Source organism: Vicinamibacterales bacterium (assembly GCA_036504215.1).
In the GTDB taxonomy this organism is placed as follows: domain Bacteria; phylum Acidobacteriota; class Vicinamibacteria; order Vicinamibacterales; family Fen-181; genus FEN-299.
Genome location: DASXVO010000059.1, coordinates 39142 through 61835 on the forward strand (window position 1 = coordinate 39142; position 22694 = coordinate 61835).

The 22694-nt window shown below is 65.0% G+C and carries 17 protein-coding genes and 1 tRNA gene; 13 read left to right on the plus strand and 5 right to left on the minus strand.

Translation table 11 applies throughout. The annotated features are described in order from the left end of the window. Positions 1-72 precede the first annotated feature (72 nt). From gltX to VGK32_17310, 8 genes are all read left to right on the plus strand, one after another. A complete protein-coding gene (gltX, locus tag VGK32_17275; GenBank protein HEY3383520.1) occupies positions 73-1566 on the plus strand; it encodes a glutamate--tRNA ligase in 1494 nt (497 codons plus the stop codon). A gap of 104 nt (positions 1567-1670) precedes the next feature. Further along, positions 1671-1744: transfer RNA gene (locus VGK32_17280), tRNA-Gln, on the plus strand. 770 nt (positions 1745-2514) lie between these two features. Continuing rightward, on the plus strand, positions 2515-3243 hold the full coding sequence (locus tag VGK32_17285) for an ERCC4 domain-containing protein (protein HEY3383521.1): 729 nt from the start codon (positions 2515-2517) through the stop codon (positions 3241-3243). Between the two features lie 116 nt (positions 3244-3359). Continuing rightward, complete coding sequence (locus VGK32_17290; protein HEY3383522.1) at positions 3360-3542, plus strand: type II toxin-antitoxin system HicA family toxin; 183 nt, start codon at positions 3360-3362, stop codon at positions 3540-3542. 18 nt (positions 3543-3560) lie between these two features. After that, a complete protein-coding gene (locus VGK32_17295) occupies positions 3561-4121 on the plus strand; it encodes a type II toxin-antitoxin system HicB family antitoxin (protein ID HEY3383523.1) in 561 nt (186 codons plus the stop codon). Positions 4122-4829: 708 nt separating this feature from the next. Beyond that, on the plus strand, positions 4830-5906 hold the full coding sequence (locus tag VGK32_17300; protein ID HEY3383524.1) for a hypothetical protein: 1077 nt from the start codon (positions 4830-4832) through the stop codon (positions 5904-5906). Between the two features lie 96 nt (positions 5907-6002). Then, positions 6003-6383, plus strand: a complete 381-nt coding sequence (locus tag VGK32_17305) for a calcium-binding protein (GenBank protein HEY3383525.1) — start codon at positions 6003-6005, stop codon at positions 6381-6383. A gap of 6 nt (positions 6384-6389) precedes the next feature. Continuing rightward, the gene (locus tag VGK32_17310) at positions 6390-8225 is read left to right on the plus strand and encodes a hypothetical protein (GenBank protein HEY3383526.1); all 1836 of its coding nucleotides are present in this window, start codon (positions 6390-6392) and stop codon (positions 8223-8225) included. 129 nt (positions 8226-8354) lie between these two features. On the opposite strand, the gene VGK32_17315 is transcribed toward VGK32_17310, so the two are convergent. Then, positions 8355-8684 (minus strand): DUF86 domain-containing protein, encoded by a 330-nt coding sequence (locus VGK32_17315; GenBank protein HEY3383527.1) that lies wholly within the window; start codon positions 8682-8684, stop codon positions 8355-8357. Continuing rightward, positions 8674-8967 (minus strand): nucleotidyltransferase family protein, encoded by a 294-nt coding sequence (locus tag VGK32_17320; protein HEY3383528.1) that lies wholly within the window; start codon positions 8965-8967, stop codon positions 8674-8676. The genes VGK32_17315 and VGK32_17320 overlap by 11 nt, the downstream gene beginning before the upstream one ends. Before the next feature lie 1377 nt (positions 8968-10344). Here VGK32_17320 and VGK32_17325 point away from each other — a divergent pair. The 3 genes from VGK32_17325 to VGK32_17335 all read left to right on the plus strand — a co-directional run bounded on the left by VGK32_17325 (position 10345) and on the right by VGK32_17335 (position 17812). Beyond that, entirely contained in the window at positions 10345-10473 is a 129-nt protein-coding gene (locus tag VGK32_17325) for a hypothetical protein (protein ID HEY3383529.1), read from the plus strand. A gap of 130 nt (positions 10474-10603) precedes the next feature. Then, positions 10604-14431 carry a carboxypeptidase-like regulatory domain-containing protein gene (locus VGK32_17330; GenBank protein HEY3383530.1) on the plus strand — a complete coding sequence of 1276 codons (3828 nt, stop codon included), beginning with the start codon at positions 10604-10606 and terminating at the stop codon, positions 14429-14431. A 165-nt stretch (positions 14432-14596) separates the two neighbouring features. Next, complete coding sequence (locus tag VGK32_17335; protein HEY3383531.1) at positions 14597-17812, plus strand: DUF5695 domain-containing protein; 3216 nt, start codon at positions 14597-14599, stop codon at positions 17810-17812. A 218-nt stretch (positions 17813-18030) separates the two neighbouring features. On the opposite strand, the gene VGK32_17340 is transcribed toward VGK32_17335, so the two are convergent. Then, complete coding sequence (locus tag VGK32_17340; GenBank protein ID HEY3383532.1) at positions 18031-18348, minus strand: hypothetical protein; 318 nt, start codon at positions 18346-18348, stop codon at positions 18031-18033. 1079 nt (positions 18349-19427) lie between these two features. On the opposite strand from VGK32_17340, the gene VGK32_17345 reads away from it, so the two are divergent. Next, positions 19428-20303, plus strand: a complete 876-nt coding sequence (locus tag VGK32_17345) for a hypothetical protein (protein HEY3383533.1) — start codon at positions 19428-19430, stop codon at positions 20301-20303. A gap of 116 nt (positions 20304-20419) precedes the next feature. Here VGK32_17345 and VGK32_17350 read toward each other — a convergent pair whose 3' ends face one another. Continuing rightward, positions 20420-20614, minus strand: coding sequence for an NAD(P)H-dependent oxidoreductase (locus tag VGK32_17350; protein ID HEY3383534.1), 195 nt, complete (start codon positions 20612-20614; stop codon positions 20420-20422). Positions 20615-21125: 511 nt separating this feature from the next. Then, the gene (locus VGK32_17355) at positions 21126-21608 is read right to left on the minus strand and encodes a hypothetical protein (GenBank protein ID HEY3383535.1); all 483 of its coding nucleotides are present in this window, start codon (positions 21606-21608) and stop codon (positions 21126-21128) included. A gap of 271 nt (positions 21609-21879) precedes the next feature. Between VGK32_17355 and VGK32_17360 the strand changes: the two genes are divergently transcribed. Then, the gene (locus tag VGK32_17360) at positions 21880-22362 is read left to right on the plus strand and encodes a hypothetical protein (GenBank protein ID HEY3383536.1); all 483 of its coding nucleotides are present in this window, start codon (positions 21880-21882) and stop codon (positions 22360-22362) included. The last annotated feature ends 332 nt before the right edge of the window (positions 22363-22694 follow it).

Genomic DNA, 22694 nt, shown 5'->3' on the forward strand with positions numbered 1-22694 from the left:
ACCGCAAGCGAAGGCTGTCTCGCCATAGCCGCGAAGCGGCGATCGCGGACCCCTTCAACAGAATCCTGTCCCATGTCTTCCCCTCGCGTTCGCTTTGCGCCGTCGCCGACTGGCTACCTGCACGTGGGCGGCGCCCGCACGGCGCTCTTCAACTGGCTCTATGCGCGGCACACGGGCGGCATCTTCGTTCTGCGCATCGAGGACACTGATGTCGAACGATCCTCGGAGGAGATGGTCGCGGGGATCCTCGACGGGATGAGGTGGCTCGGCCTCGACTGGGACGAGGGCCCCGAGGTCGGCGGCGCACACGCTCCCTACTTCCAGTCCGAGCGTCTCGATCGTTACCGCGCCGCCGCGGCCGCGCTCGTCGCCTCCGGCAAGGCGTACTACTGCTACTGCAATCCCGACGAGATCAAGGCCCGGCGCGAGGCGGCCGATCAGGCTGGCCAGTCGTGGAGCTACGACCGCACCTGCGCAAACCTCTCCGCGGACGAAATCGCGCGACGCGAGGCGGCCGGGGCAACGCGCGCCGTTCGTTTCCGCATGCCTGCCGGCGCCACCGCGTTCGACGATGTGGTGCACGGGCGGATCGAGTTCGAGAACAGCGTCATCGAGGACTTCGTCGTCCTGCGTTCGGATCAGCAGCCGACCTACCACCTGTCGGTCGTCGTGGACGACATCGACATGCGGATCACGGACGTCGTCCGCGGCGACGATCACATCTCGAACACGCCCAAGCAGGTGCTGCTCTACGAGGCGCTCGGCGCGCCGGTGCCGCGCTTCGCGCACGTCCCGCTCATCCTCGGCCCCGACAAGCGCCGGCTCAGCAAGCGCCACGGCGCCACGTCGGTGATGGAGTACGAGCGCCAGGGGTTCCTGCCCGAGGCGATGTTCAACTTCCTCGCGCTGCTGGGCTGGTCGCCGGGCAACGACCGCGAGTTGTTCACGCGCGAGGAACTCGTCCGCGATTTCTCGCTCGAAGGAATTGCGTCGAGCAACGCCGTGTTCAACCCGGAGAAGCTCGAGTGGTTCAACAGCCAGCATCTCGCGCGTCTCGGCGGCGACGAGCTGACGAACCGTCTCGAGCCGATGCTGCGCGAAGCCGGCCTGTGGGACGACGACGTCCGCGGCGCGCGGCGAGAGTGGTTCCATCAGGTGGTCGAGGTGTTGAAGCCCCGCGCGCGGAAGATCCGCGACCTCGCCGACCAGGGACGCTACTTCTTTGCCGATCCGGCGACCTACGACGAGGCGGCGGTGAAGAAGCACCTGGGCGTGGCAGGAGTGGGCGAGCACCTCGCCGCGTGGCGCGCGGTTGTCGCCGCGATCGATCCGTTCACGCCGGCCGCGATTGAATCGGCGCTGCGCGCGCTCGCGGAGTCGCGGGGCGTGAAGGCGGCCACACTCATTCACGCCACGCGAATTGCCGTGACGGGCCAGGGCGTCAGCCCCGGCGTCTTCGACGTCGTCTCGCTGGTTGGCCGGGAACGCGCCGTGGCGCGGCTCGAGAAGCTCGAGCGCTTTCTGGCGGCGCCGCGCGATCAGGCCGCCGCCCCCCGGCCGGCCTGACCGCCGAATGTGAGATAGTGAACGCAAGAACGCGCCTGTGGCTTGCGCAGCCGCGCGCCATTCGATAGAATTGGTGGTCTATTCGCGTCCTGCCTTGCCTGTACTGGGAGGTCGTTCAACGGTAGGACTCGTGGCTCTGGACCACGATATCGGGGTTCGAATCCCTGCCTCCCAGCCATTCGACTCGCCTGCATCGGGCGCTCGCTCATGGCGAGCCGTCCCCGTGGAGAATGGCCCTGAGCCTGTCGAAGGGCCAAACAACCCTTTACACATCAATCGCTTGCGACCAATTGGTCCGGCTTCCTGAATTTGTGGTTTTGACCACGTTATCGGGGTGCCTGCCGTGCGCCCCGGAGGTGTCGTCCTAACACCTTGTCGTTGAGCGGGTTATGGCCACATCGACGAGCCTGGTTCGCCGAGCCTCGGTTGGTGATCTAGACAGGAAGTTGACGAAAAGGTCGCGCCACGACGGTCTGATGACGGGCGGTTCAGCGCTTCCTGAGCGGGTCGGTGTCCCATCGCGCGATTGCGGTACATGCGATCGGGATCGGCAGGACCGGAGGCACGACCGTGTGGGTGGGCACGTCCCCGTTCCCGACCAAGCGTCACTGGACAATGACATCCAGCACTTCGCCAGCAGCGCCCGAACCGACGACCGAAGCGGTCGGTGCGTGGCAGCGCGCGTTCAAACGAACGTCTCGCCTTGCCCTGCGGCCTTCGTGATTGGCAGGCCTATCTCGGCGGTGGAGTTCTGCTACGACAACCATCCCGGGCCTGGGCGCCCGGTGCCGCCGGCAAGACGAAACAACACAGGTCGTCGCCACCGATGTGGTGTTTCCGCCTCAAGGCCACAACCCCAGCACAGTTGACGCAGTTTTGCCGACGATGGCATCGTCGTCGATGACATCGATCCACGGCATCTACTCAAGGGTCGTGAGGGGAGGAGGGGTGAGCAATTCAGACACAGCCTGTGCCGAGGGGGCGCCGGCGCGGGAGATCATTGTCGATATTGTCGCGGATGTTCGCGAACGGCCGTCCGAGACGTTCGCCGCTCTCGAGTCTCGGTCCGACGTCGCGATGACTCTCGCAACGCTGGAATTCGGGGACTACTCCATAGCAGGGCAAGTGTCGTTCGAACGCAAGACAGCCGACGATCTGGGGCGGTCGATCATCGACGGCAGGCTCTTCCGACAAATGTCCAGGCTACGGCGGCTCGCGGACCGTCCGGTCCTGCTCGTTGAAGGCCTCCTGCCGCAGACGACGCCATCCGGCGTGCCTTGGCACGCCGTCCGTGGCGCACTGGTCAGCGTCGCGGTGATCTTCGGGGTTCCGATCCTCATGACAGGGTGTCCCCACGAGAGTGCCGAGATGATTGTCGCTGCGGGCCGTCAACTGGCGCGCAGCTCAAGCCTCGGGTATGCGCGGCCAGGGTATCGGCCGAAGGGCTGGCGGCGACGTTCATCGTTCATCCTGCAGGGTCTACCCAATGTCGGTCCTGCGCGCGCGCAAGCACTGCTCGACTCGTTCGGTAGCGTCGCAGCGGTGATGGCCGCGGGCTTCGAGGGGCTGGCGAACGTCGACGGTATCGGCGAGCGGGTCGCCGCATCTATCGTTCGGGCACTCGGACCTGAGCCGGTCGCTGAACCGCAAACCCTCGTCAACCGCTTCCCCGACTGACGACGGAGCGGTCCCTTTGGGCGCGTGCACACCCTGCCCCGGCGACCGCTGAGGGCGTGAGGACGCGACAACAGATCTGTTGCTTCATACAACAGATCTGTTGTAAGCTGATCCTGATGACGAGCCAGGAATTCAAGCGCTGGCTTGGAAGGCAGGGCTGCGCGTTCGAACCGGGTCACGGCGGGCACTTGATCGTGCGGCACGGCAACAAGATGTCCATCCTGCCGATGCACGGCAAGCACAAGGAGTTGGGCAGCGGCCTGGTGAAGAGCATCAAGAAGGACCTGGAGCTGAAGTAGGGCGATGACGAATGCTGCGTGGTGGTGGACAGCCGCGTCGGGTTGGGGGTTGCCATGGACTATCCGGTGAAGTTGGAGCGAGACGACAACGACACGATCTTGGTCAGCTTTCCAGACTTTCCGGAGGCACATACCTACGGCGGCAACATGGAAGACGCGTTGATGCATGCGCCGGATGCTCTCGCCACGGTGATTGACGCCTACATCAGGGACCGGCGAGGCATTCCCTCTCCCTCGGCGTGTGTGACGACACACCGAGTGACGGTGCCTGCGCTGGTCGAGGCGAAGATCCGTTTGTACGAGACGATGCGCGAGGCGAAGATCGGCAAGTCAGAGCTCGCGAAACGGCTCGACTGGCACCCTCCCCAGGTCGATCGACTGCTTGCCATGACCCACGGGTCAAAGCTGGAGCAACTTGAAACGGCGTTCCGGGCCATGGGCAAACGCCTCGTCATCGAGGTCGAGGACATGACGGTCCTTCGCGACCGACCGAAGTCGGCGCCGCGTCGGCGGCGACAGAACTCCGCATCTCTACCGCGACACGCCACTCCCGACCGGAGGCGCCGTCCGAGGCGCTAGAGGGGACCGTCGCCCGGCTTCGTCATCTCGAAAAGAGCTTGACCTCGTCGGAGCAAGGGAGCGCCGATCTTGACACGATGTTGACAAACTGCGCCCGCGACGGCCCGTGTTCGCCCCAGCCAGCCCGAAGGTCGTTGCAGAAAACCCGAGGAAAACCGCGACGATCGGTCACCGGCGTCTCCGGGCTTTCTGCCTCTGGACCACGTTATCGGGGTTCAAATCCCTGCCTCCCAGCCAAAACAATCCCTTTAGATATAGGCACTTACGGCACCGACAAAGGGCAGGCTGTGCGTCCGCCCTGACACCACGTCATCGGGCGCGGCGTCAACTCCCTCAAGTTGTTGATGCTCTTCGCCTTGCCGGTCGTGCAAGTGGACTCTCGGCGCCCTGGTGAGACACGAATGAGACACGCTGGCACCGGACGGCCGAGGGTCTACGGAGTGCCGCCGGCGCCTCCACTTTGTCGTCGACCGCGGTCCACGCAGTCCTGAACGGGTCGGTGGTCTGTCGCACGACGATACCGATGGCGAGTAGGATCGGCGGAACCGGAGGCAGGACCTTTTGACTCGACGCATCACCGATCCCGACCACAGGTCGCCAGACAACGACATCCAGGAAGTCGTCAGAACTGCTCAAACCGACGACGACGGGTTCCGAGCGTGGCACGGCTTCTTGAATGAACGGGTCGCGTTGCCATGCGATGGCTTCGTGATCGGCGAGCCTATCTCGGTCGTGGAGCTCTGCTACGACGGCAATCCTCGCCGCGGCTTGACGGCGCGATATCGCCGGTCGGACCAGACCACGCATGTCGTGGCGGCTTGTGATGTCGTCCTTCTACCTGGCAGCGCGGGTGGAGACGGGCTCGCTGCCTATCGCCGATGGCTGGGGCTCGAGCCCTTCCACCCAGAAACCCTCAGTGTTGGCGCCGCTCGCCAGCACAAGGCCACGGCGCGGGACCTCCAGTTGACCGGCCCTGTCGAACTCGTTCTCCTCTCGGTGAAGGAGACGGCCGCGCGTTGTCTGCTGCTTGGGACCCGGCGTGCCATCACCCTCCGCGCCACTAAGCTGTGGGACGTCGTGCCCGGCGAAATCGTCGTCGTGAAGCCGCGCAAGCAATGGAGCTACGCCGGACAGCCATATCTTTCGGGCGAAGTGCAGTCGGCGCGGCTGGAGGTATCCGCGCTCGACCTCGTGCCCCTGAAGTTGAATGACGAGGGCGTGTGGGATCCGTGCGAGCAGTACTGGGGCGAGCCGGATGAACCGCTCGACGAGTGGGCGAAACCGATCATCGCTCGTGGCGAGAGACGCGAATTCGAGATGGAGCAGGTGCTGCCGGGCACCGACCCCGAGGACCCAGAGTCCGACCCGATCACCGAATCGAACGATCTCAAAGACGCCGGCGACGTTCGCGGTGCGCTGAGAATACTGATGGGACTGTTCCAGGCCGACCTGCGCTGCCTCGACGCTCATGCGCATCTCGGCAACCTGGCATTCGAGCACGACCCCGAATTGGCGATTCGTCACTACGAAGTGGGCGTGCAGATCGGTGAGTTGTCGTTGCCCTCCGGCTTCGACGGTGTTTTGCCGTGGGGCGTCATCGACAACCGGCCCTTCCTTCGCTGCCTTCACGGATTCGGACTCTGCTGTTGGCGCCTACGCCGATTCGACGAAGCCGAACGTGTCTTCGTTCGGATGCTCTGGCTCAACCCATCGGACAACCAGGGTGTCCGATTCCTGGTCGACGCCGTCCGCGCGCGAAGTCCCTGGGTTCCAGACAAGATGTGAGTAGTTCGTGGCTGGAGGCGCGATTGGTGGCGAGCCGACCAGTGAAGCGGCAGCGACGTCAGTGGTCGGTTGGGTGGAATCTCGGAGGAGCGACGCATGGCAGGATCGCCCAACGCGGGATGCGCTCGGAAACCACATCCCCGCACGTGGCCTACGGCTGTCCTCGACCGCCTGATCGAGGAAGCGATCGTCGATGCCTACGGCGAGTCCGAACAGACGGTCGGGTTCTTCACGATGCTGGAGGATCACCTCGCGGTGCCGTTCGCGACGAACGTGCTCGATACGGCTGTCATCGTCGAACGTGTCGACTTGACGGATGACGAGCGCATCGTCGCCGTCTGCAGGCGTGGACGTTCACGCCAGCGGATCGGGATTCTCGACCTGCCGATTCCCAACCCGTCACCCGACGGCGCGGAGTGGATCGAGGCCTACCGACGTTGGTCGGGCCATCGCGCCAGCAGAGAAGAGGACGAGTAGACGGCGATGAGCAACCAGACCTTCGTTCCGAACCTGGGGGGCCGCCCGGCCACGCTTCGCGAAGCGCTCGAGGACTGCTACAACGCGGACCGGCTTCGTGAGTTCGCCCGTGCGCTGAACATCGCCGGCCCTACAAGAAAGGTGGATCTGGCGGCCGCCGTCGCCGAGGTCATGCTCGGCGGCGAAGGCACGCGCGCCTTGGCGGATCTCCACGCGCGCCTGACCGAGATCGAGCGAGCCGCGGTTGCCGAGACCTTGTACGATCCGGATCGCATCCTCGATCTCGCCCGCTTTCGCGCGAAGTACGGGTCGCTGCCAGAGTGGCCCTCATTTGAGCGGGCCGGGGGCAAGGTGAAACTCCTCGGGCTCTTCGTGATGCCCGGGGCCGTCCGCGGCCAGGGGCGCGCCCAGTTCCTTCCGGAAGATCTGTCGATCCGCCTGCGCGCCTTCGTGCCTCCCCCTCGCGAGGAAACGCTCGCATCGATCCCGGAACCCGTGCCGGTTCGCGCCGAACTTACTCTTGTCGTGGCGGAGACCGAAGACGCGGCCGTGCGCGAGATCTTCAGCGTGCTGCAACTGGTGGACCGCGGCGGTGTGCCGGTCAGTGCCCAAACGCGCCGCCCGGCGCAGAAGGGCGTTGATGCCGTGCGCGAGGTCCTCGTCGGCGGCGACTTCTATGTGGCTGCCGAGCGGACGAGCCGGTGGCACACCGACATCGGGCCGATCAGAGCTTATGCCTGGCCCCTCATCGTCCAGGCCGCCGGCCTTGCGTCGGCCGCCGGATCGAAACTCGCGCTCACAGCCGCCGGCCGTCGCGCTCTCTCGCAGGCGCCGGCGCAGATCCTCCAGCACGCCTGGAAGAAGTGGATCGCGAACTCGATCTTCGACGAGCTCTCCCGCATCGAGGCCATCAAGGGGCAGAGCGATCGCAAGCGCCTGACCGCTGTCGCCGGCCGACGCGAGGCCATTGTGGACGCGTTGACCGAGTGTCCCGTTGGCGCCTGGATCACGATAGGCGAACTCTCCCGTCACATGCGGGCATCGGGCAATGGGTTCGATGTCGTTCACAATCCCTGGGATCTGTACATCTCGGACAGGAACTACGGCAGCCTGGGATACGACGGAAACGGCGGGTGGGACGTGCTTCAGGAACGTTACATGATGGCGTTCCTGTTGGAGTACGCGGCCACCCTCGGCGTCGTGGACGTCGCGTGCACGACTCCCGAGGATGCACGACCGGACTTCCGGTCGATGTGGGGCACGGACGACCTCGCATTTCTGAGCCGCTACGACGGGCTCTCCTGCATTCGCCTGACACGGCTTGGGGCGTTCGTGCTCGGCCTCGTGGACGACGTCGCAGCACCTCCAACGGCGTCGGCCGGCCGCCTGAAGATTCTCCCGAATCTTCACGTGGTTCCGACCGATGGTGACTTCGACGCTCGAGACGAGGCCTTCCTCTCCACGTTCTGCAGACGCGGTGCCGGCGGCTTCGCGCTCGAGCCCACCTTGGTCGCGGCAGCGGTCGAGAAGGGGCATCGTCTCGGGGATCTGGCCGGCTTCCTGGAGGACGCCTGCGAGGGAGGTCTGCCCGCGGGTGCCCGCGCGTTCTTCGAGGACATGGCACACCGTGCCGCGATGCTGTCGATCACCAGCCATGCCCTGCTGATCGAGTGCGCCGACTCGGAGGTCGGTTACGAGTTGGCGCGCGACAGGCGGACGAAGCGCCTGTGCACTGTGACCGCAGACGGGTCCGTTATCGTGGTTCCTTCCGAATCCGAGGCCGCATTCAGGCGGGCCGTACGCGAGATGGGTTACCCGCTGCTCGTGGGAGGTGATCGCTGAGGCATTCAAGATTCCAGAACCTTGGAATGCCGGCTGGCAAGCCCGCGGCCCGCCAGGCGCCGCAGAAATGCCTGCAGGACAGGACGCTTGGAAGGGACGCCGGCCGAACGAGCGCCGGACGGCGACCAGTCAGAGCAATGGCCGGAGCGCAGCCAGGAACTCCGGCACCTTGTTCCGCGCGACGTCCCACAGTTCCTCGGCGTCAATCGTCCAGCAGCCGTGCGCCAGCAGGTTCCGCAATCCCACGATCTTGCGCCATGGAACCTCCGGCAGGCGCCGCTTCCACTCGTCCGGCAGACGGGCCGCCCCCTCGCCAATGATGAACCGCTGGCGCTCCACGGCGGCGCGCTTCTCGTCGTTGGCAGCGAAGACCTGGAACGTCACGTCGTCGGTGTAGCGGAGGATGGCTTCGCCCGCCGCGACGACATCCGCGATGTAGAGCTGGGCATCACGCGACACGGACAAGATCCTGGTCGATGAGCGGACGGAGACGGGGCTTGATCCCTTTCGCCGTCAGAACATCCACCCGGCGACCGAGGAGATCCTCGAGGAAGATGAGCAAGCCCATGTGGCGGTCGAAGGTCGTCGGCCCCTCGAATTCGACGAGGACATCGACGTCGCTGTCGGGTCCAGCCTCGTCGCGAGCCACCGATCCGAACAGCGATAGCGAGCTCACGCCGAAGCGTTGGACGATCTCGTCCCGGCGGGCTGAAACCAAGGCGATGACATCCGCGCGTCGCATGGCCGCATCATACCGCTTCGTGCAACCCCAACTGAGTTTCTACCGACCTTCACCATCGTCGCCCCTGAGGCGCGGGCAGAATCACCGCGCCTGTGGATAGACCTGGAGAGGCAAACGATGCGGAAGATGCAGGCGCGCCCGCAGAAGAACCGCCCCATGGCGCAACGAACGGCTCGAACCGGCACAGCATCCGCCACATCCTCGCGGCCGCGCTCCAGTCCCTGGACGACGTGAGCTGGAGCCGGCTGCAGGCGCGAATCGGGACGGACACGAGCGCTACACTTCGAGCGGTCCTGGACGCACTCCGCAAGACGCGCGACGGACATCGAGCGCATCGCTCGGCAGATGCGCGTCCTCCTCCCACGCGTATGGGACGACGATATCGACCCGGACCTGAGCGATGCGACCTGAGCCCCTGGGCAGAAGCGCTCCAGCATCCCTATTCGAGTGGTCCCGCGTCCTTCGCCACCATGTGCAACCGGAAAGATGGGTGACAAATCAGACCGGTTACATGGGTGACATCTCGTCCGTCGTCCTATGGATCTCTGGGTCCGGCGTCGAGGTTGCGGTCAGGGCCCGGTAGGCCCTGCGCCAGCAAGGTCGGAGCGGAGCGAAGAGCCTTGACCCTCGCCGAGCGCCGAGCCACCTTGCTCCCGGACGACGGACGAACGGGCGTTCCGTCGTCGCCGGGGTCGCCCCCACCACGCCGCTGTAAATGGCGGTAATCACGATTTAGGGACCCCTGCCTGACGGATTTCTCACGAGCATTCCCCCCTGACGAGGCGGTGTTTCTCACCACCTTTCCCCCCGGTGCGTGACAGAGCGATCGTTGGCGGCCGGGCAGGCGGGGCCCCTCGTGGTCGTGAGCCAGGCGGATCGCACCCCCACCCTGCTCGAGATGCGCTGCCGGGGCGGGTCTGAGGAGGTGTCGCCCACGCTGGGGATCACTCAGGTGGCGACGGCATACGAGTCGACTCCGGAAAAGGTCGGGGCCGACGCCGGTCACGTGTGACCGGTGACCTCCGTCTCCGGCAGCCGTGCACGACAGCCGTGCACGACAGCCGTGCACACGGCCGTTGACAGCGAGACGGCTCATCCGTATGATATGCGGCACCGTGAACGTTCACGGTGCGCTGGCAACGTTCACGTCCGCCCGCCCCGCATCGACCACGGCACCGCCCCTGGGCGGCTTTCAGCGTTCGTATCGGCACAACGTCTAACCGAAGAACCGCGGCCCGCGGCCGGACAGCGGACCGCGCGAGGAATCTGCCTTGAGAACCGTCGTTCCGGTCCTGGTCTTCGCGGTGCTGCTGTTCGCTGAATCCGCGCCGGCGCGGGTCGCATCGCCGGAGCCATGTCCGCGTCGTCACCGACAGCTTGGACCTGGTCGTCCCCGGTGCCGGCGTGCCGCTCATGGACGAGGGCGCCGGCATCGCGAAGCAGACGATCAGCAACCATTCGGACCTCTTCGCGTTCCCGGACCTCAACTTCGGGTCGCATAAGTGAAGGTCTCGCTCGAGGCGTTTCAGAGAGCGGTGTTCAGGAAATTGATCGTCGAATCCTCAAGGACGACGGACCTGCGGGTGAAGTTGACCGCCGGTCAGATCACCAGGACGGTGCAAGGAGGTTGTGTCCTATGAAAAAGCGACATGTCGGCGCGCGACTGTGGGGCAGCCTGCTCGGATGTCTTTTGCTCTGTCTGTGCCTGGTCCCCACAGCCTGGGCCCAGCAGACGACGGGTACGATCACCGTCAGCGTCATGGATTCCAGCGCCGCGGTGGTTCCCGGGGCGCTGTTGACACTGACGGACGTCGCCACGAACGACACGCACACGGCAACCACGCAAGGGGCGGGCAACTACACCTTCGTCAACCTCAACTTCGGCCACTACAAATTGACCGTGTCCCTCGCAGGCTTCGAGACGCAGACGCTCGACGTGCTGGTGCAGTCGGCTCGCACCACCGACGTGAAGATCAGTTTGAAGGTCGGAGCGTTGCAGGATGTCATCCAAGTCTCCGCCGTGGCGCCGATGGTGGAGAGCACGACCAACGCGATCAACACCACCGTCGACATCAAACAGATCGAAGATCTGCCCCTGGGCGGCCGAAATATTGCGCAATTTGCGCAGTTGGCGGCCGGCTACAACGGCACATGGAATGGGTTGCCGTCGGCGGCACAGGGCAACACGGTGGACGGCATCATCGGCAACACCAACCGCTGGCGGTATCAGACCAACAACAGCGCTCTCCAAACCGCCATCACCCCGCGTCTGGAAAACATCGCGGAAATGGTGGTCAGCACCGACCAGTTGGACATGAACCAGGGCTTCGGCAATTCCAGCATGCAAATCACGTACGTAACCCGCCGCGGCAGCAACCAGTTCCACGGTCGGGTGTACGAGGATTTCCGAGCGGATTGGCTGAACGCCAATAACTGGGGCAGCACGGTCAAGCCCAAGTACCACCAGAACGAGGCCGGCGCCAGTGTCGGCGGCCCCATTCTCAAGGACAAGCTGTTCTTCTTTGGCAGCCTCTCCCTTCTGGACGTTCCCGGTAGCCGCCTCACCACCCGCACCTTCCTGACCGACGGCGCGAGGCAGGCGGTATTCACGTACGGCAAGGGCGCCCAGGCGAACCTGTTCAATATCTATGCGGCCTACAACGCGTCGAAAGGCACAGCGTTTCCAGCCTCCGTCGGGCAGATGAATGCGATGGTGAAGGCCCGCTTCGCGCAAGTGGACGGCTATCGGCAGACTGCCGGCGTCCTGTCTGCTCCGGAGCTCCAGCCGACCGATCCGAACCTGCGCCAGTGGGAGTGGCAGTACCCGAACTCGCAGCGAACCTACTTCCCGACCTTTCGGGTGGACTACAACCTGTCGCGCAATTGGCGCCTGAACGTGGCTTACAACCAGACGAAGTTCAATGCGCCCAACGCAAACGCTGAGCACTGGCCTGGGGATGGCCGCGGCGCGGGTTCAAACAGCAACAATGTGAGCATGGCCTTCGGACTGGAAACCATTGTCCGGCCCAACCTTCTCAACCAGATTAGGGGCGGGTACCTGTACACGGCCGCGGCGTTCGGGCAGGGTGGGTCCGACGGCTATTACACCAACCCGACCATCCAATACGGTTACGGCGGCTACGACGATAACTACGAGGTGCCGAACTCGCGTAAGCAGCCCATCTTCAGCGTGTCCGACACGATGACCTGGGTGAAGGGGTCCCATACCTTTGGCTTCGGCTTCAACGCCTATCGCGAGGTGAATCAGTACTGGGATCCGCCTGAAGGTTTCACTCTGATGTCGCTAGGCATGGTCGAAGGTGACCCCGCGCGGGACGCACTGACCAAGGAGGCCATCCGGGCGGCGGCAGGTCCGGGCGCTCCCTTGCCGACCGACGCCGAATGGGCCAACGCCCAGCAGCTATACGCGATGCTGACCGGACGGATTTCCAACTTCTGGGGGCGTCACGCGTACGTGCCGTCCACAGGTACCTACGCGACTGGAAGCACGCCCGACCGGAACGGCGTTGCGTACTCGACGCTGGACGAACTGCTCACGTCCTGGGGTCTGTTTGTCCAGGACTCCTACCGTCTGAAGACCAACCTGACGGTCAATATGGGCCTGCGCTGGGACTTCGTCTCGCCCGACGTGGACCGTACCGGGAAGTATCACTCCCTGACGCCCCAGGATCTCTACGGCCCGACCGGCACCGGCAATCTCTTCAATCCTGGAACGGCGTCTCTGACCGGAACCAATGATCCGGTGTACACAGCCCGGGAAGCTGCGTACGGGCACTGGAAGGCCACCCCGCAGCCGGCGATCGGCATCGCGTGGACGCCGCGCTCCGGTGGCAGCTTCATCGAGCGGTTGTTGGGTGGCAACAGGTCGGTGGTGCGTGCCAGTTACTCGTTCCGGCGGTTCACCATGCCGCAGCAGTTCGTGTGGGACATGGGCTCCTCCTATGGCCTCGGGTTCTACCAGAACTTCTCGTCAAGTCCCAGCACCTCGGGTGCCAAGGGAACATTCATGCCGGGGAGCATCGCGCTCGGCGGCCCGGGCTATCTGCCCCAATCGTGTGCCGCGACTCCCTCCGCTCCCTCGTGCTTCGTGTACAGCCCGCAGCAGTACGACAAAGTCATCCATATGAAGGACGCGACCTTTGTCGGAGGCGCGGCCGCTGCCATCAATAGTGATATTCGTCAGCCCTACACTCAGTCCTGGAGCGTCGGCTTTCAGCGGGAGCTCGGCGGGGGACGGGCGCTCGAGGTTCGCTATAACGGCAACATCACGCGGAACCTGTGGCTCGCCATGGATATCAACGAGGTCAACATCTTCGAAAATGGCTTCCTGAGTGAATTCAACAAGGCCCGAGCGAACTTGGGCATCAACCAGGCGGCCGGAGTGAATTCCTTCGCCAACCGCAGCCTGCCGGGGCAGGTGAACCTCCCCATCATGACCGCGGCGGGCATCAGCTTCACCAACTCGACGTTCATCAACCAGCTGCGGAACGGCCAGGCCGGTAGCTTTGCCAACACGTTGGCCACCAACCGCGACTACTTCTGCCGGATGGTGGGCTCTTCGTTCCAGCCGTGCGGCGCCAGCTACGGCGCGGGTGCGGGCTATCCGATCAACTTCTGGTTGGCCAACCCGTTCGCCCTCGGCTCCTGGACCGGCGCCTCGTACATGAGCGACACTGGCTACTCCAACTACAACGGCCTGCAGGTGGAGTACCGGCAGCGCCCGTGGCACGGCGCATCCGTGACCGCGAACTATACGTTGAGCAAGACCATGGGCGTGCAGACCGCGGGCGACTGGACGGGCTCCTATCCCCAGTTCACAGTACGCGACCTCACATCCAGCTACGCGCCCGCGGGTACCGACCGACGGCACGTCGTCCACGTGAACGCCATCTACGAGCTGCCCTTCGGTAAAGGCAGGAAGTGGCTCACGAACGATGGCGTACTCGACAAGTTCGTCGGTGGCTGGACGGTCGCCACGGTCGTCACGTTCCAGAGCGGCACCCCGTTCCGGATTACGGGCAACAACAACACCTTCAACAACAAGCGCGACGGCGGCCTGATGCTGAACGGAATCACCCAGCAGGACATTCAGGATCGCGTCGGCCTGTACTTCAACGCTGCGGGACAGCCGTACTTCCTGCCTCCGGACTGGGTCGCCCAGGTCAAAGCCGATGGCACCCTCACCTCCAACAATGTGCCGGGAACCTGGGGGGAGATCTTCTATCTCCATGGCCCAACCCAGACCTACACCGATATTGCGATCTCAAAGACGGCACCGATCAAGGGACGGGTTCGTCTCAAGTTCCAGGTGGAAATGCTGAACGCCTTCAACCACCCGACCTTCGGACAGAGTACCGTCGGCCTCGCCTCGACCGGGTTCGGCCGTGGCAGTCAGCTAGCCACTTCGCGCCGCATCGAGCTCCGGGGGAACATTGAATTCTGATCCGGTTGGGTAAGACACGATGCGTTCGCTGGGACCTCGAACCAGGGGTCACCAGTGAAGCATCTCTTTCGACCGCGTCGAAGGGGCCGGGCGGCGCGCGCGCCGCCCGGCGCTCCTCGCCGGGCCCGTTCGGTCAAGCCACTGGATCAGGTAGTATCGGCGACGATGATCCACCTGCATCGAGCCCCGCACCTGGCGCTTCGTGTCTCGCGCGGCGCGCTTTGTCCGCTGCTGGCGACCGCCTGCCTGCACGTCCTGAGTGGCGTAGCGCCGGCGCAGGAACTGTCCACACAGGCCTTCACCCTCCGCTACGACGAATCGGGCGTCCGCAGCCTGAAGCGCGCCAACGACGTGCATGACACGGACTACATCGCGTCCGGCGGCGCGCTGGGCCGGTTGCTCGTCCGGTACCGCAGCACGCCCAATGGTGATTGGCGGCAACTGCGCGACGCTGTGATTCGGCGGCCAGCGGGACAAACGACGTCGATCGAGTACGTCCTGGGCGCGGTCCTGCCGGGGATGGCGTCAAAGGCCAGTCCGAGCGCCGAACGCGGCGTAGGCGGCCTGCGAGCGCTCAGCGACGGCCTCGTGCCGGCCCCATCTGGTGCTGGCGCGGCCGTGCAGGTGCCGACGTTCGCGTGGACAGCCGGACCGAACGAGCCGGGTGCGGGCGGCCCGGGCGCAGCGGCCTCGACACGCTGGGTCCAGTACACGTTCCCTGTCGAGGAAGACATCTCGCGCGCCGAAGTGTTCTGGGTGGCGCCTCCGCAGTCGTGGCGCCTGTTGTACCAGGACAACTCGCAGTGGAGAGAGGTGGCGGCACGCGGCCCGTACACCGTCGCGGCAAACGCCTTCGCCGTTGTCGAATTCGCGGCCGTCAGAACGATGGCTCTGCGGATCGAGGCGACGATGCCGCAGGGCGGTGGCGTCAGCGTTGCCGAATGGCGCGTCGGTCCCGCGTCAGAACTGGGGGCGCCCTCGGATCTCGCGGTGACGGAGAGGTTCGACCTTGAAGCAGACGCCCTCGACTGGACGATCACGCTCGCCAACCGGACGGATCGCCCTGTCGAAATCGCGGACCTTGGCGTCCCGCTGCCTTTCGCCGAGCGCACACCGGGGCGCGGAGAGATCTACACGCGCAAGCTGTTGCGACACTCGCTCATCGCCGGTCACGGTTCGTGGGTGTACTGGCAGCGCAGCAACGGTGTGGGACCCTACCTCGTGATGACGCCCGTCGGGCAGACGAAGTTCGAGTACCAGGACAATACCGGCGGCGGAGCAAGCGGCCTCGGCTACACGCCCTATATTCACGCAAAGGTTGCCAGCGCCGGAGCGCTCGCAGCGGGCGGTAATTGGCGGCTTCCCCTCACGTCACTCACGATCGCGCCGAACGCCTCGGTCATCTACGCGTTTCGTTTCAAGTGGGCGCGCGATTTCGCCGGCGTCCGCGACGTCCTGTACAACGAGGGAAAGTTCGACACGTCGGTGGTCCCAGGAATGGTGGTGCCATCCGATCTGGCCGCCATATTCGCCTTGCGGACGAAGAACAGCATCGAAGCGATCGAGGCGGAGCATCCTTCCGCCACGACGATCGACGCCCTCGGTGAGCGGCCGGGCGGCGCGAAGGTCTTTCGCGTCCGCTTCTCGAAGCCCGGCGAGAACGTGCTTCGTGTCAGGTACGGCCGCGGGCAGTGGACGACGCTGGAGTTCTTCGTCACCGAGCCGCTCGAGACCGTCATCCGGAAGCGCGCCGCTTTTCTCGTCAGCCACCATCAGCATGCCGATCCGGCGAAATGGTACGTGGGCGTCTACAGCGATTGGGATCAGAAGAACGAGACACTCCGCAGCCCGGAGGATCGCGACTCGCTTTCCGCCTGGCTCACCGACGCCAACGACGACGCGGGAAACGCCCGGCCGGCGTTCATCGCGTCCAAGAACGTCTTCTTTCCCGAGCCGAAGGAAATCGCGAGCCTCGAGCTCTACGTCAGCAAGTACCTGTGGGGCGGCATGCAGATGACCGACCGGGAGAAATATCCCTACGCCATCTACGGCATCCCCAACTGGAAGGCCAATCGTTCGAGCCCGGATCCCGGACGCAACGGCCAGGCGCACGTGTGGCGGATCTACGACTACCCGCACATCGTGCTGCTCTACTACCGCATGTACCAGATCGCGAAGTTCTATCCGGACAAGATCCAGCATCTCGACGCCGCCACCTACCTGGAACGGGCGTATCGCACGGCCGTCGCGTACTGGACCGTACCGCTCGAAGTCGAGAAGTGGTCCGCCGACGCGGTCGGCACGATGAACGAGGCATTCATACCGGAACTGATCGACGCGCTGCAGCGCGAGGGGAAGGTTGAATGGGCAGGGACGCTTCGCGGGTACTGGGAGGGCAAAGTCGATCGCTTCGTCAACCGCACGCCGAACCTGTACGGATCCGAGTTCGCGTTCGATTCAACGGGGTTCGAGTCCACCGGCGCGTTCGCAAGATACGCGGTGACGAGACAGGCTTCCGACTTCCGCGCCCGGGTGACCGCCGAGGCCGCGCTGAAGTTCATGAACCTCCAGCTGCTGCTCAACATGTCGGACCGCGGGTGGCTGGAGACGACCTATTTCCAGCTTGGGAGCGATTACCGGGGCAATCTTTCATACCTTCTCAGCTACATGTCGCAGATGGGCGGCTGGTCGATCCTCGACTACGGCCTGCACTTCGCTGCGGATCCCACCGACTACCTTCGACTCGGTTACGCGTCGGCGCTCAGCTCCTGGGCGCTGGTGAACTCGGGCACCGAGGCGAGCGGCTACGGCTACTGGTTTCCGAGCCGGAACAACGACGGCGCGACCGGCGGAGGGTTCATGGGGGACGCGTTCGGGCGCGGCTGGATCGGGAAAGAGATGGGCCGCGGCGCCTGGCACTACAGCGCGGAAGAGGACGTCGGGTACTGCGCCGCCCTGCGGACCCACGCGACGATCGTCACCCTTGATCCGGTTTTTGGCGAGGTCGCCTACGGAGGCGATCTGACGCGCGACGGCAAGCGCGTGAAGGTCGTGTCCCGTGACGGCCTGCGCGTTCGCTTCCACATCGTCCGCGGCAACCAGCGGCTGCACCTGGTGCTGGATCGCGATGGGTACGCGAAGGAACAGCCGATTTCCGTTGCCGACGATCTATCGCGCATCGAGTTCACGCTCGAGAACCGCACCGGCACAGCCCATCGAACCGAACTCGCCGTTTCCGGGTTGCCGGCCGGAACGTACACGGTGACCGTCGACGGGCAGCCGGCTGCGACGATTCTGGGATCGGATCGCGAGCAGACGGTCACGCTGGCTGTTGGCGCGTCGCCGACGCTCCCCGTGACGATCGTGCGGAAGGCGCTCTAGACGGCGTGGCGAAAGTTCCGGGCCGAAACCATCCCAGACAGCCAGCCGCTTAACGCTTCTGAATCCAGCGGTTACGTCGGCCTGCCTCCCCGTGCGCGACCCTTGTGTTCGCCGATCTCCCATCACCAACCGTCCCTTGTTCGGAATGTGGTACCGATCCTACCGGGTCTGGCGCCCAGTTGTGGCCCTCCGGCGCCTCAACCGTGAGCCTCTGAACCTCATCCGTCTCGACGGTCCCACGGCGTCGATTCCCATCCCCGAATGACGCCATTGTCGCCGCAGACCGGGCAGCCCCACTCGACGGCCTCCCCGTCGTCGAGTCGCGCAACGATGGTGCCCAGGCAGCGCTTCCGGCTCGGGCTTCGTCGACACGTCACGTTCGTTTCGTCGTACTCGTCCGGCGGGTGGCTCGTGACCCACGCGACAATTGAGGCGAGGAACAGCGCGAGGTTCAGCGCAGGACCGGGGATGTTCGCCGGAAAGGAGCCGTGCTCGTCCAGGAAATGCGTCAGGTCGGTGATCCACGTGTCTCCCATCGGCCGTCTCTCCCTTCCATCTCGGAGCGGGTCGGCGCACCGCTGCACGTTGCCCCGCTCGGTCTTCGTCTCGCCCTTCCGCGTTGCATCATCCGAACGCGGCGCCTGAGGACGCGCGCGTGGCACAGTTCCTCGCGTTCGCACGCGGTGTAGATCGTATCCTTGCTCACCTTGAGCAGTGCTTGCGTCGATGTCGCGCGCTTGCCAGCGAGCACCGGTTCCTGCCAATCGTCCAACAGGCCCGATGGGTCAGGAACGAGTTGGCACAGCTGGCGGTCTGACCACAGCGCCAGTCGCGGTTCGATCCGGGTTCGAACATGTCGACAGCCCTATATAGCGGCCTTCGGCACGGCCTTGCAAAGAGACTCGAACCCAACGCCTCGAACCTCGCCGTCAGGGGCAGGCCAGACCGGCCGCCCAAACTGACGAACTGAAGAAGCCGAAGGACGAAATCGGGAAGGTGAAGCCGACGGCCCGCGCGCACCAGGCGGAGACGGCGACGCACCCAGCGGATCGCAAACGGCAACACCCTATCTGGGCGCAGCGCGTCGGCCGCCGCCGCGACACTGCGGGCCGCCTCCACGTGGATCACCACGCGTTCCACGTCGTCGATGTCACTCGGAAACCGACTGGCGAGACAGTCCGGCAGCAGACTGACGGTCTCGTGCGCCGTCGGGCAGTAGTAGCGGGTGATCCGCATCCCGACCGGCGTCTTCCGGGGATACGTCCCATGCCGGGCGAACCCGCACCCGCCGCGCCGATGGCGGGGACACGTCGCGAGACTTGCCTTCGCCCAGGCGTTTTGGGCAACATAGGCCGCGACAAGCACAGCCTCCCTTCCCCGTCGCTGCTCGTCCCGACGGTGGGGAAGGTTCTGACCACACTTCGCCGTCGGCGCGCAGCTCACACTGTGGCCAGCGATCCACCGATTCCTCACCGGTAGAATCCGACGAATTGGGTCAGGGGGATTGCGAGACTACGTGAGGCTAACACTGCCGCAACGAGTGGAAGCCGCAGATTGAGCAACACCGCGCGCGCCAAGTGAGCCGCCGCCGACGCCCTCAGCGTCAGGAGGAACCTTGATCGTCAAGCGAGTACTGAGCGCCTATGGAGCAGGAGGGGTCCGGGGTGTTGTTGGCGCGATTGTTCGCCGAATTCGGACGCCAACTGCGCGCTGTTTCCCGCTGTGCAGACAGTTCGTCAGCGGCGCCACCGGGATCGAGATTGGGGGTCCAAGCTCGATATTCGCGCGTTACGGCATGATCCCCCTCTATCCGGCAGCCAAACGCGTGGACAACTGCAACTTCGCGCGGTCCACTCTCTGGGAAGGCGCAATCGAGGAAGGCCATTCATTCGCCTTCAACTCAAGAAGTGCACGGGGCCAACAATTCATCGCCGAGGGCGTCGACCTGAACATGATTCCGAGCGATGACTACCGTTTCCTGTTGTCCTCGAACATGCTCGAACACACCACCAACCCACTTGCTGCTCTCGTTGAGTGGAAGCGATTGCTCGAGGCTGGCGGCGGGTTGATTCTAGTCCTGCCCCACAGAGACGGAACGTTTGACCATCGCCGACCAATCACCACGCTGGACCACCTCGTTCTGGACTTCGAGAACAGCACGCCAGAGACAAACCTCGATCATCTCCCAGAAATCCTGGCTCTGCATGACCTGGCGCGAGACCCAGGCGCGGTAGACGAGGCGACGTTTCGTGAGCGCGCGCAGCGCAACGGAACCGTGCGGGGCCTCCATCACCACGTGTTCGATACGCGGCTCGCCATGGAGGTTGTATCGTGGGCGGGGTTTGACTTGCTTGCAGCCGAGCCGTTGAAGCCGTGTCAGATCGTGGTTGTCGCCCAAAAACCATATGGCCAGGCATCGAGAACGACACTCACGGCAAGCGATGTGGCCGAGGTGCTGCAAAAGAGTCCGTTCGCAAGTGATCGCAAATGACCGCGCCACGGTGACGAGGATGTCCTTGTCGGTGATGTGGAACCGTCGGGTCATGCGGTCGGTGGTGCTGGGCAGCAGACACCGGTCAATCGTTCTCGCTGGGCAGCCGCCGAGCCCTATGGACCGCCTTCGAAGCAGTAGTTCGGCGAGGCGAGGACGACTCGGTCGGCGTCCTTCATCTTTGCGAGCAGCATGCCCCGGTCGTCCTCGAGCGGGCAGAACTCCTCGCCCTTCGCAAAGCACGCCCTGCAACCCCGGCACGGTTCGAGGTGATAATCGCCCAGGCAAACCACCGCGGTCTCGATCCCCATCGAACCCCTCGAGCTGATCGAGGAACTTGCGGGTCGCCTGGTAGGTGTATCCCTTTCGGGCCGCGCCCACAAGAGCCGTGACCTTCTCTGCAGCCATGTAGCGCCACCTCTCGAACGGACTCGTCGCATGCCACCCGTCGGGCGGCGGATGATCCGATGCCCAGGGAGAACACACCGGGTTGACAGCCAAAGGCGGCTACTGGCCCGGGCGAGGCTCGGCATGAGACCGCGCCCGAACTACGGCCGCCAGGTCGACGTCTGCAACGCCCGCTCTTCGGGGCTTCGGCCGCGCGAGAGTGGGGTGCCCAGGTAGCCAGGGCGCGAGGGGCTGATGTAGCGGCACCCTGGCCGCCGGTCGTGCGGGCGAGCAGCAGGCCCTGGTCGTACCCGCCCATTGCGCCGTGCCGACAGAGGACGGCAGGCCCCGATCCGAACGAGGCGTACTCGACCGCCCCGCGGGAGGTATTGCTGACGACGGGTTCCGGCCGACCGTCGAGCGTGAGCTCGCTGGTCAAGTGGGTGTCTCCAAAAAGAAAATACGGGCCAGGATGCGCGGGTCTGGCGACTTGTAAGTGGACCCGAGAGCCAGCCGGTGCAGCGCCAGCCCCTTCACCGTCGTCCAGAAGATGAGGGGCAGATCATCAGGGCGACCGTCGTCGAACGAGCCGTCCCGCTGGCCAGCGCGCGCCAGGCGCGCGACAACGCCGTAGGGAACGTCCCGCTCGCGGCGGATGATGGCCCTGGTCTCCGCCGGCACGGCGTCCGAGATGCCCGCCGTGGAGATCAGCACGCTGATCCAGGAGAAGTTCTCGTACTCCTCGAGCGTCCGCATCAGCGTCGTGGCGGCCTGCTCGACCTTCTGCCGCGGCGTCAGCGGCAGTCGCTCCAGGTCCCGGGCGGCAGTGTCGGCCACATTGGTGGCGGCGAGCCCGCGCGTGGCGAACAGCTTGACGGCGCAGGACAGGATCGCCGGCCGGCCTCGAACGAAGAACATCGAGCCCGAGCCGTCCGTCTAATCGCGTAGAGATCCGGCGATGTGCGCGGGCGAACAGTCCTGAACCGAAGAGGGCAACGTCGCGACGCCTCACCGCGCGCTGACGCGCGCCTGAGAGTCGCCGGGATTCACGCTCCTTGCGGTGATCGCCCAGGCGTCGGCGCCAACACGGCGATGTTCGCTGACGCGCGAATGATGTTCAGCGCACCAGGACATGTGTTCGCCGCGACGCGGCGTTCGCCGTCACTCCCGGGGCAAGGGAGGACCAATCATGGAACCGCAGAACAGCGCTTCACCGGGCAGCAGGGTCGAGCCGTGGATTGCACTGGCTCTCTGCCTCGCCGTGGCGTTGGGCCGGACGTCGGGGCTCAATCGGCCCGGTGCAGGCGGCGAAGGCTATGCCCCGTTGGTGCTCGCCATCCCGTGGGTGGCGGCGGCCATTCTGTCCCTGCTCCTGGTCCCAACGTGGCGCTGGTTGCCGCGCCGGCTGTTGCTGCTCGCAGGGTGGACCGCCACCGCCATCGTCGGCATGATCGGGCCTGCGACCGTCTGGGCGCTGGTCTCTGCGTTAGCAGCACCAGCCGCGCACGCCCCTTCGGGCGCCGGGGCCCCTGGCGTCGCGACCTGGGTCTTTGCTCTCTTCTACGGCAGCTGGTTCCTCTGGGCCATCGCTGCCTGTGCCGCCACCCGCTCGTATCAGTTGCGCAGCGCCAACTCCGCGGATGTCCTCGCCGAGGTGCACGTGCGGGAGTGACCGACGTCGCGTCAGCACGGCCTGGAATCACGGAGCAGGACGGCGCTGGGAAGGCGAGGCGCGTCCGATCGAAAGCCGGCCACGCCAGCGACGAGGACCGAGGCGTCGATGACACCTCGAGGCGCACCGCTTCTGCTGCCCCTGACGCGAATCCCGTCACCGCTGAAACCGCTCGCGTGAATTTCGAGAAATAACGGGTCGATGCACCGGGGGAGTCTTTGAGGAAGAAAGCAACCTTTGCGCTCAACAACAGGTTGCGGTCGAAGTAGCGGAGGTTGCGCTGGCGCCGGCCTGCTTCAGTTCCAACACGGCATCTGCCTCCCGACCATCTG

Excerpts from the sequence above, each read along its gene's own strand:
- VGK32_17320 (HEY3383528.1), bottom strand. The coding sequence starts at position 8,967 with ATGCGACGCGCGGATGTCATCGCCTTGGTTTCAGCCCGCCGGGACGAG.
- VGK32_17335 (HEY3383531.1), top strand. The coding sequence starts at position 14,597 with ATGATCCACCTGCATCGAGCCCCGCACCTGGCGCTTCGTGTCTCGCGC.
- VGK32_17350 (HEY3383534.1), bottom strand. The coding sequence starts at position 20,614 with ATGGGGATCGAGACCGCGGTGGTTTGCCTGGGCGATTATCACCTCGAA.
- VGK32_17340 (HEY3383532.1), bottom strand. The coding sequence starts at position 18,348 with ATGGGAGACACGTGGATCACCGACCTGACGCATTTCCTGGACGAGCAC.
- VGK32_17290 (HEY3383522.1), top strand. The coding sequence starts at position 3,360 with ATGACGAGCCAGGAATTCAAGCGCTGGCTTGGAAGGCAGGGCTGCGCG.
- VGK32_17305 (HEY3383525.1), top strand. The coding sequence starts at position 6,003 with ATGGCAGGATCGCCCAACGCGGGATGCGCTCGGAAACCACATCCCCGC.
- VGK32_17310 (HEY3383526.1), top strand. The coding sequence starts at position 6,390 with ATGAGCAACCAGACCTTCGTTCCGAACCTGGGGGGCCGCCCGGCCACG.
- VGK32_17330 (HEY3383530.1), top strand. The coding sequence starts at position 10,604 with ATGAAAAAGCGACATGTCGGCGCGCGACTGTGGGGCAGCCTGCTCGGA.
- VGK32_17360 (HEY3383536.1), top strand. The coding sequence starts at position 21,880 with ATGGAACCGCAGAACAGCGCTTCACCGGGCAGCAGGGTCGAGCCGTGG.
- gltX (HEY3383520.1), top strand. The coding sequence starts at position 73 with ATGTCTTCCCCTCGCGTTCGCTTTGCGCCGTCGCCGACTGGCTACCTG.
- VGK32_17355 (HEY3383535.1), bottom strand. The coding sequence starts at position 21,608 with ATGTTCTTCGTTCGAGGCCGGCCGGCGATCCTGTCCTGCGCCGTCAAG.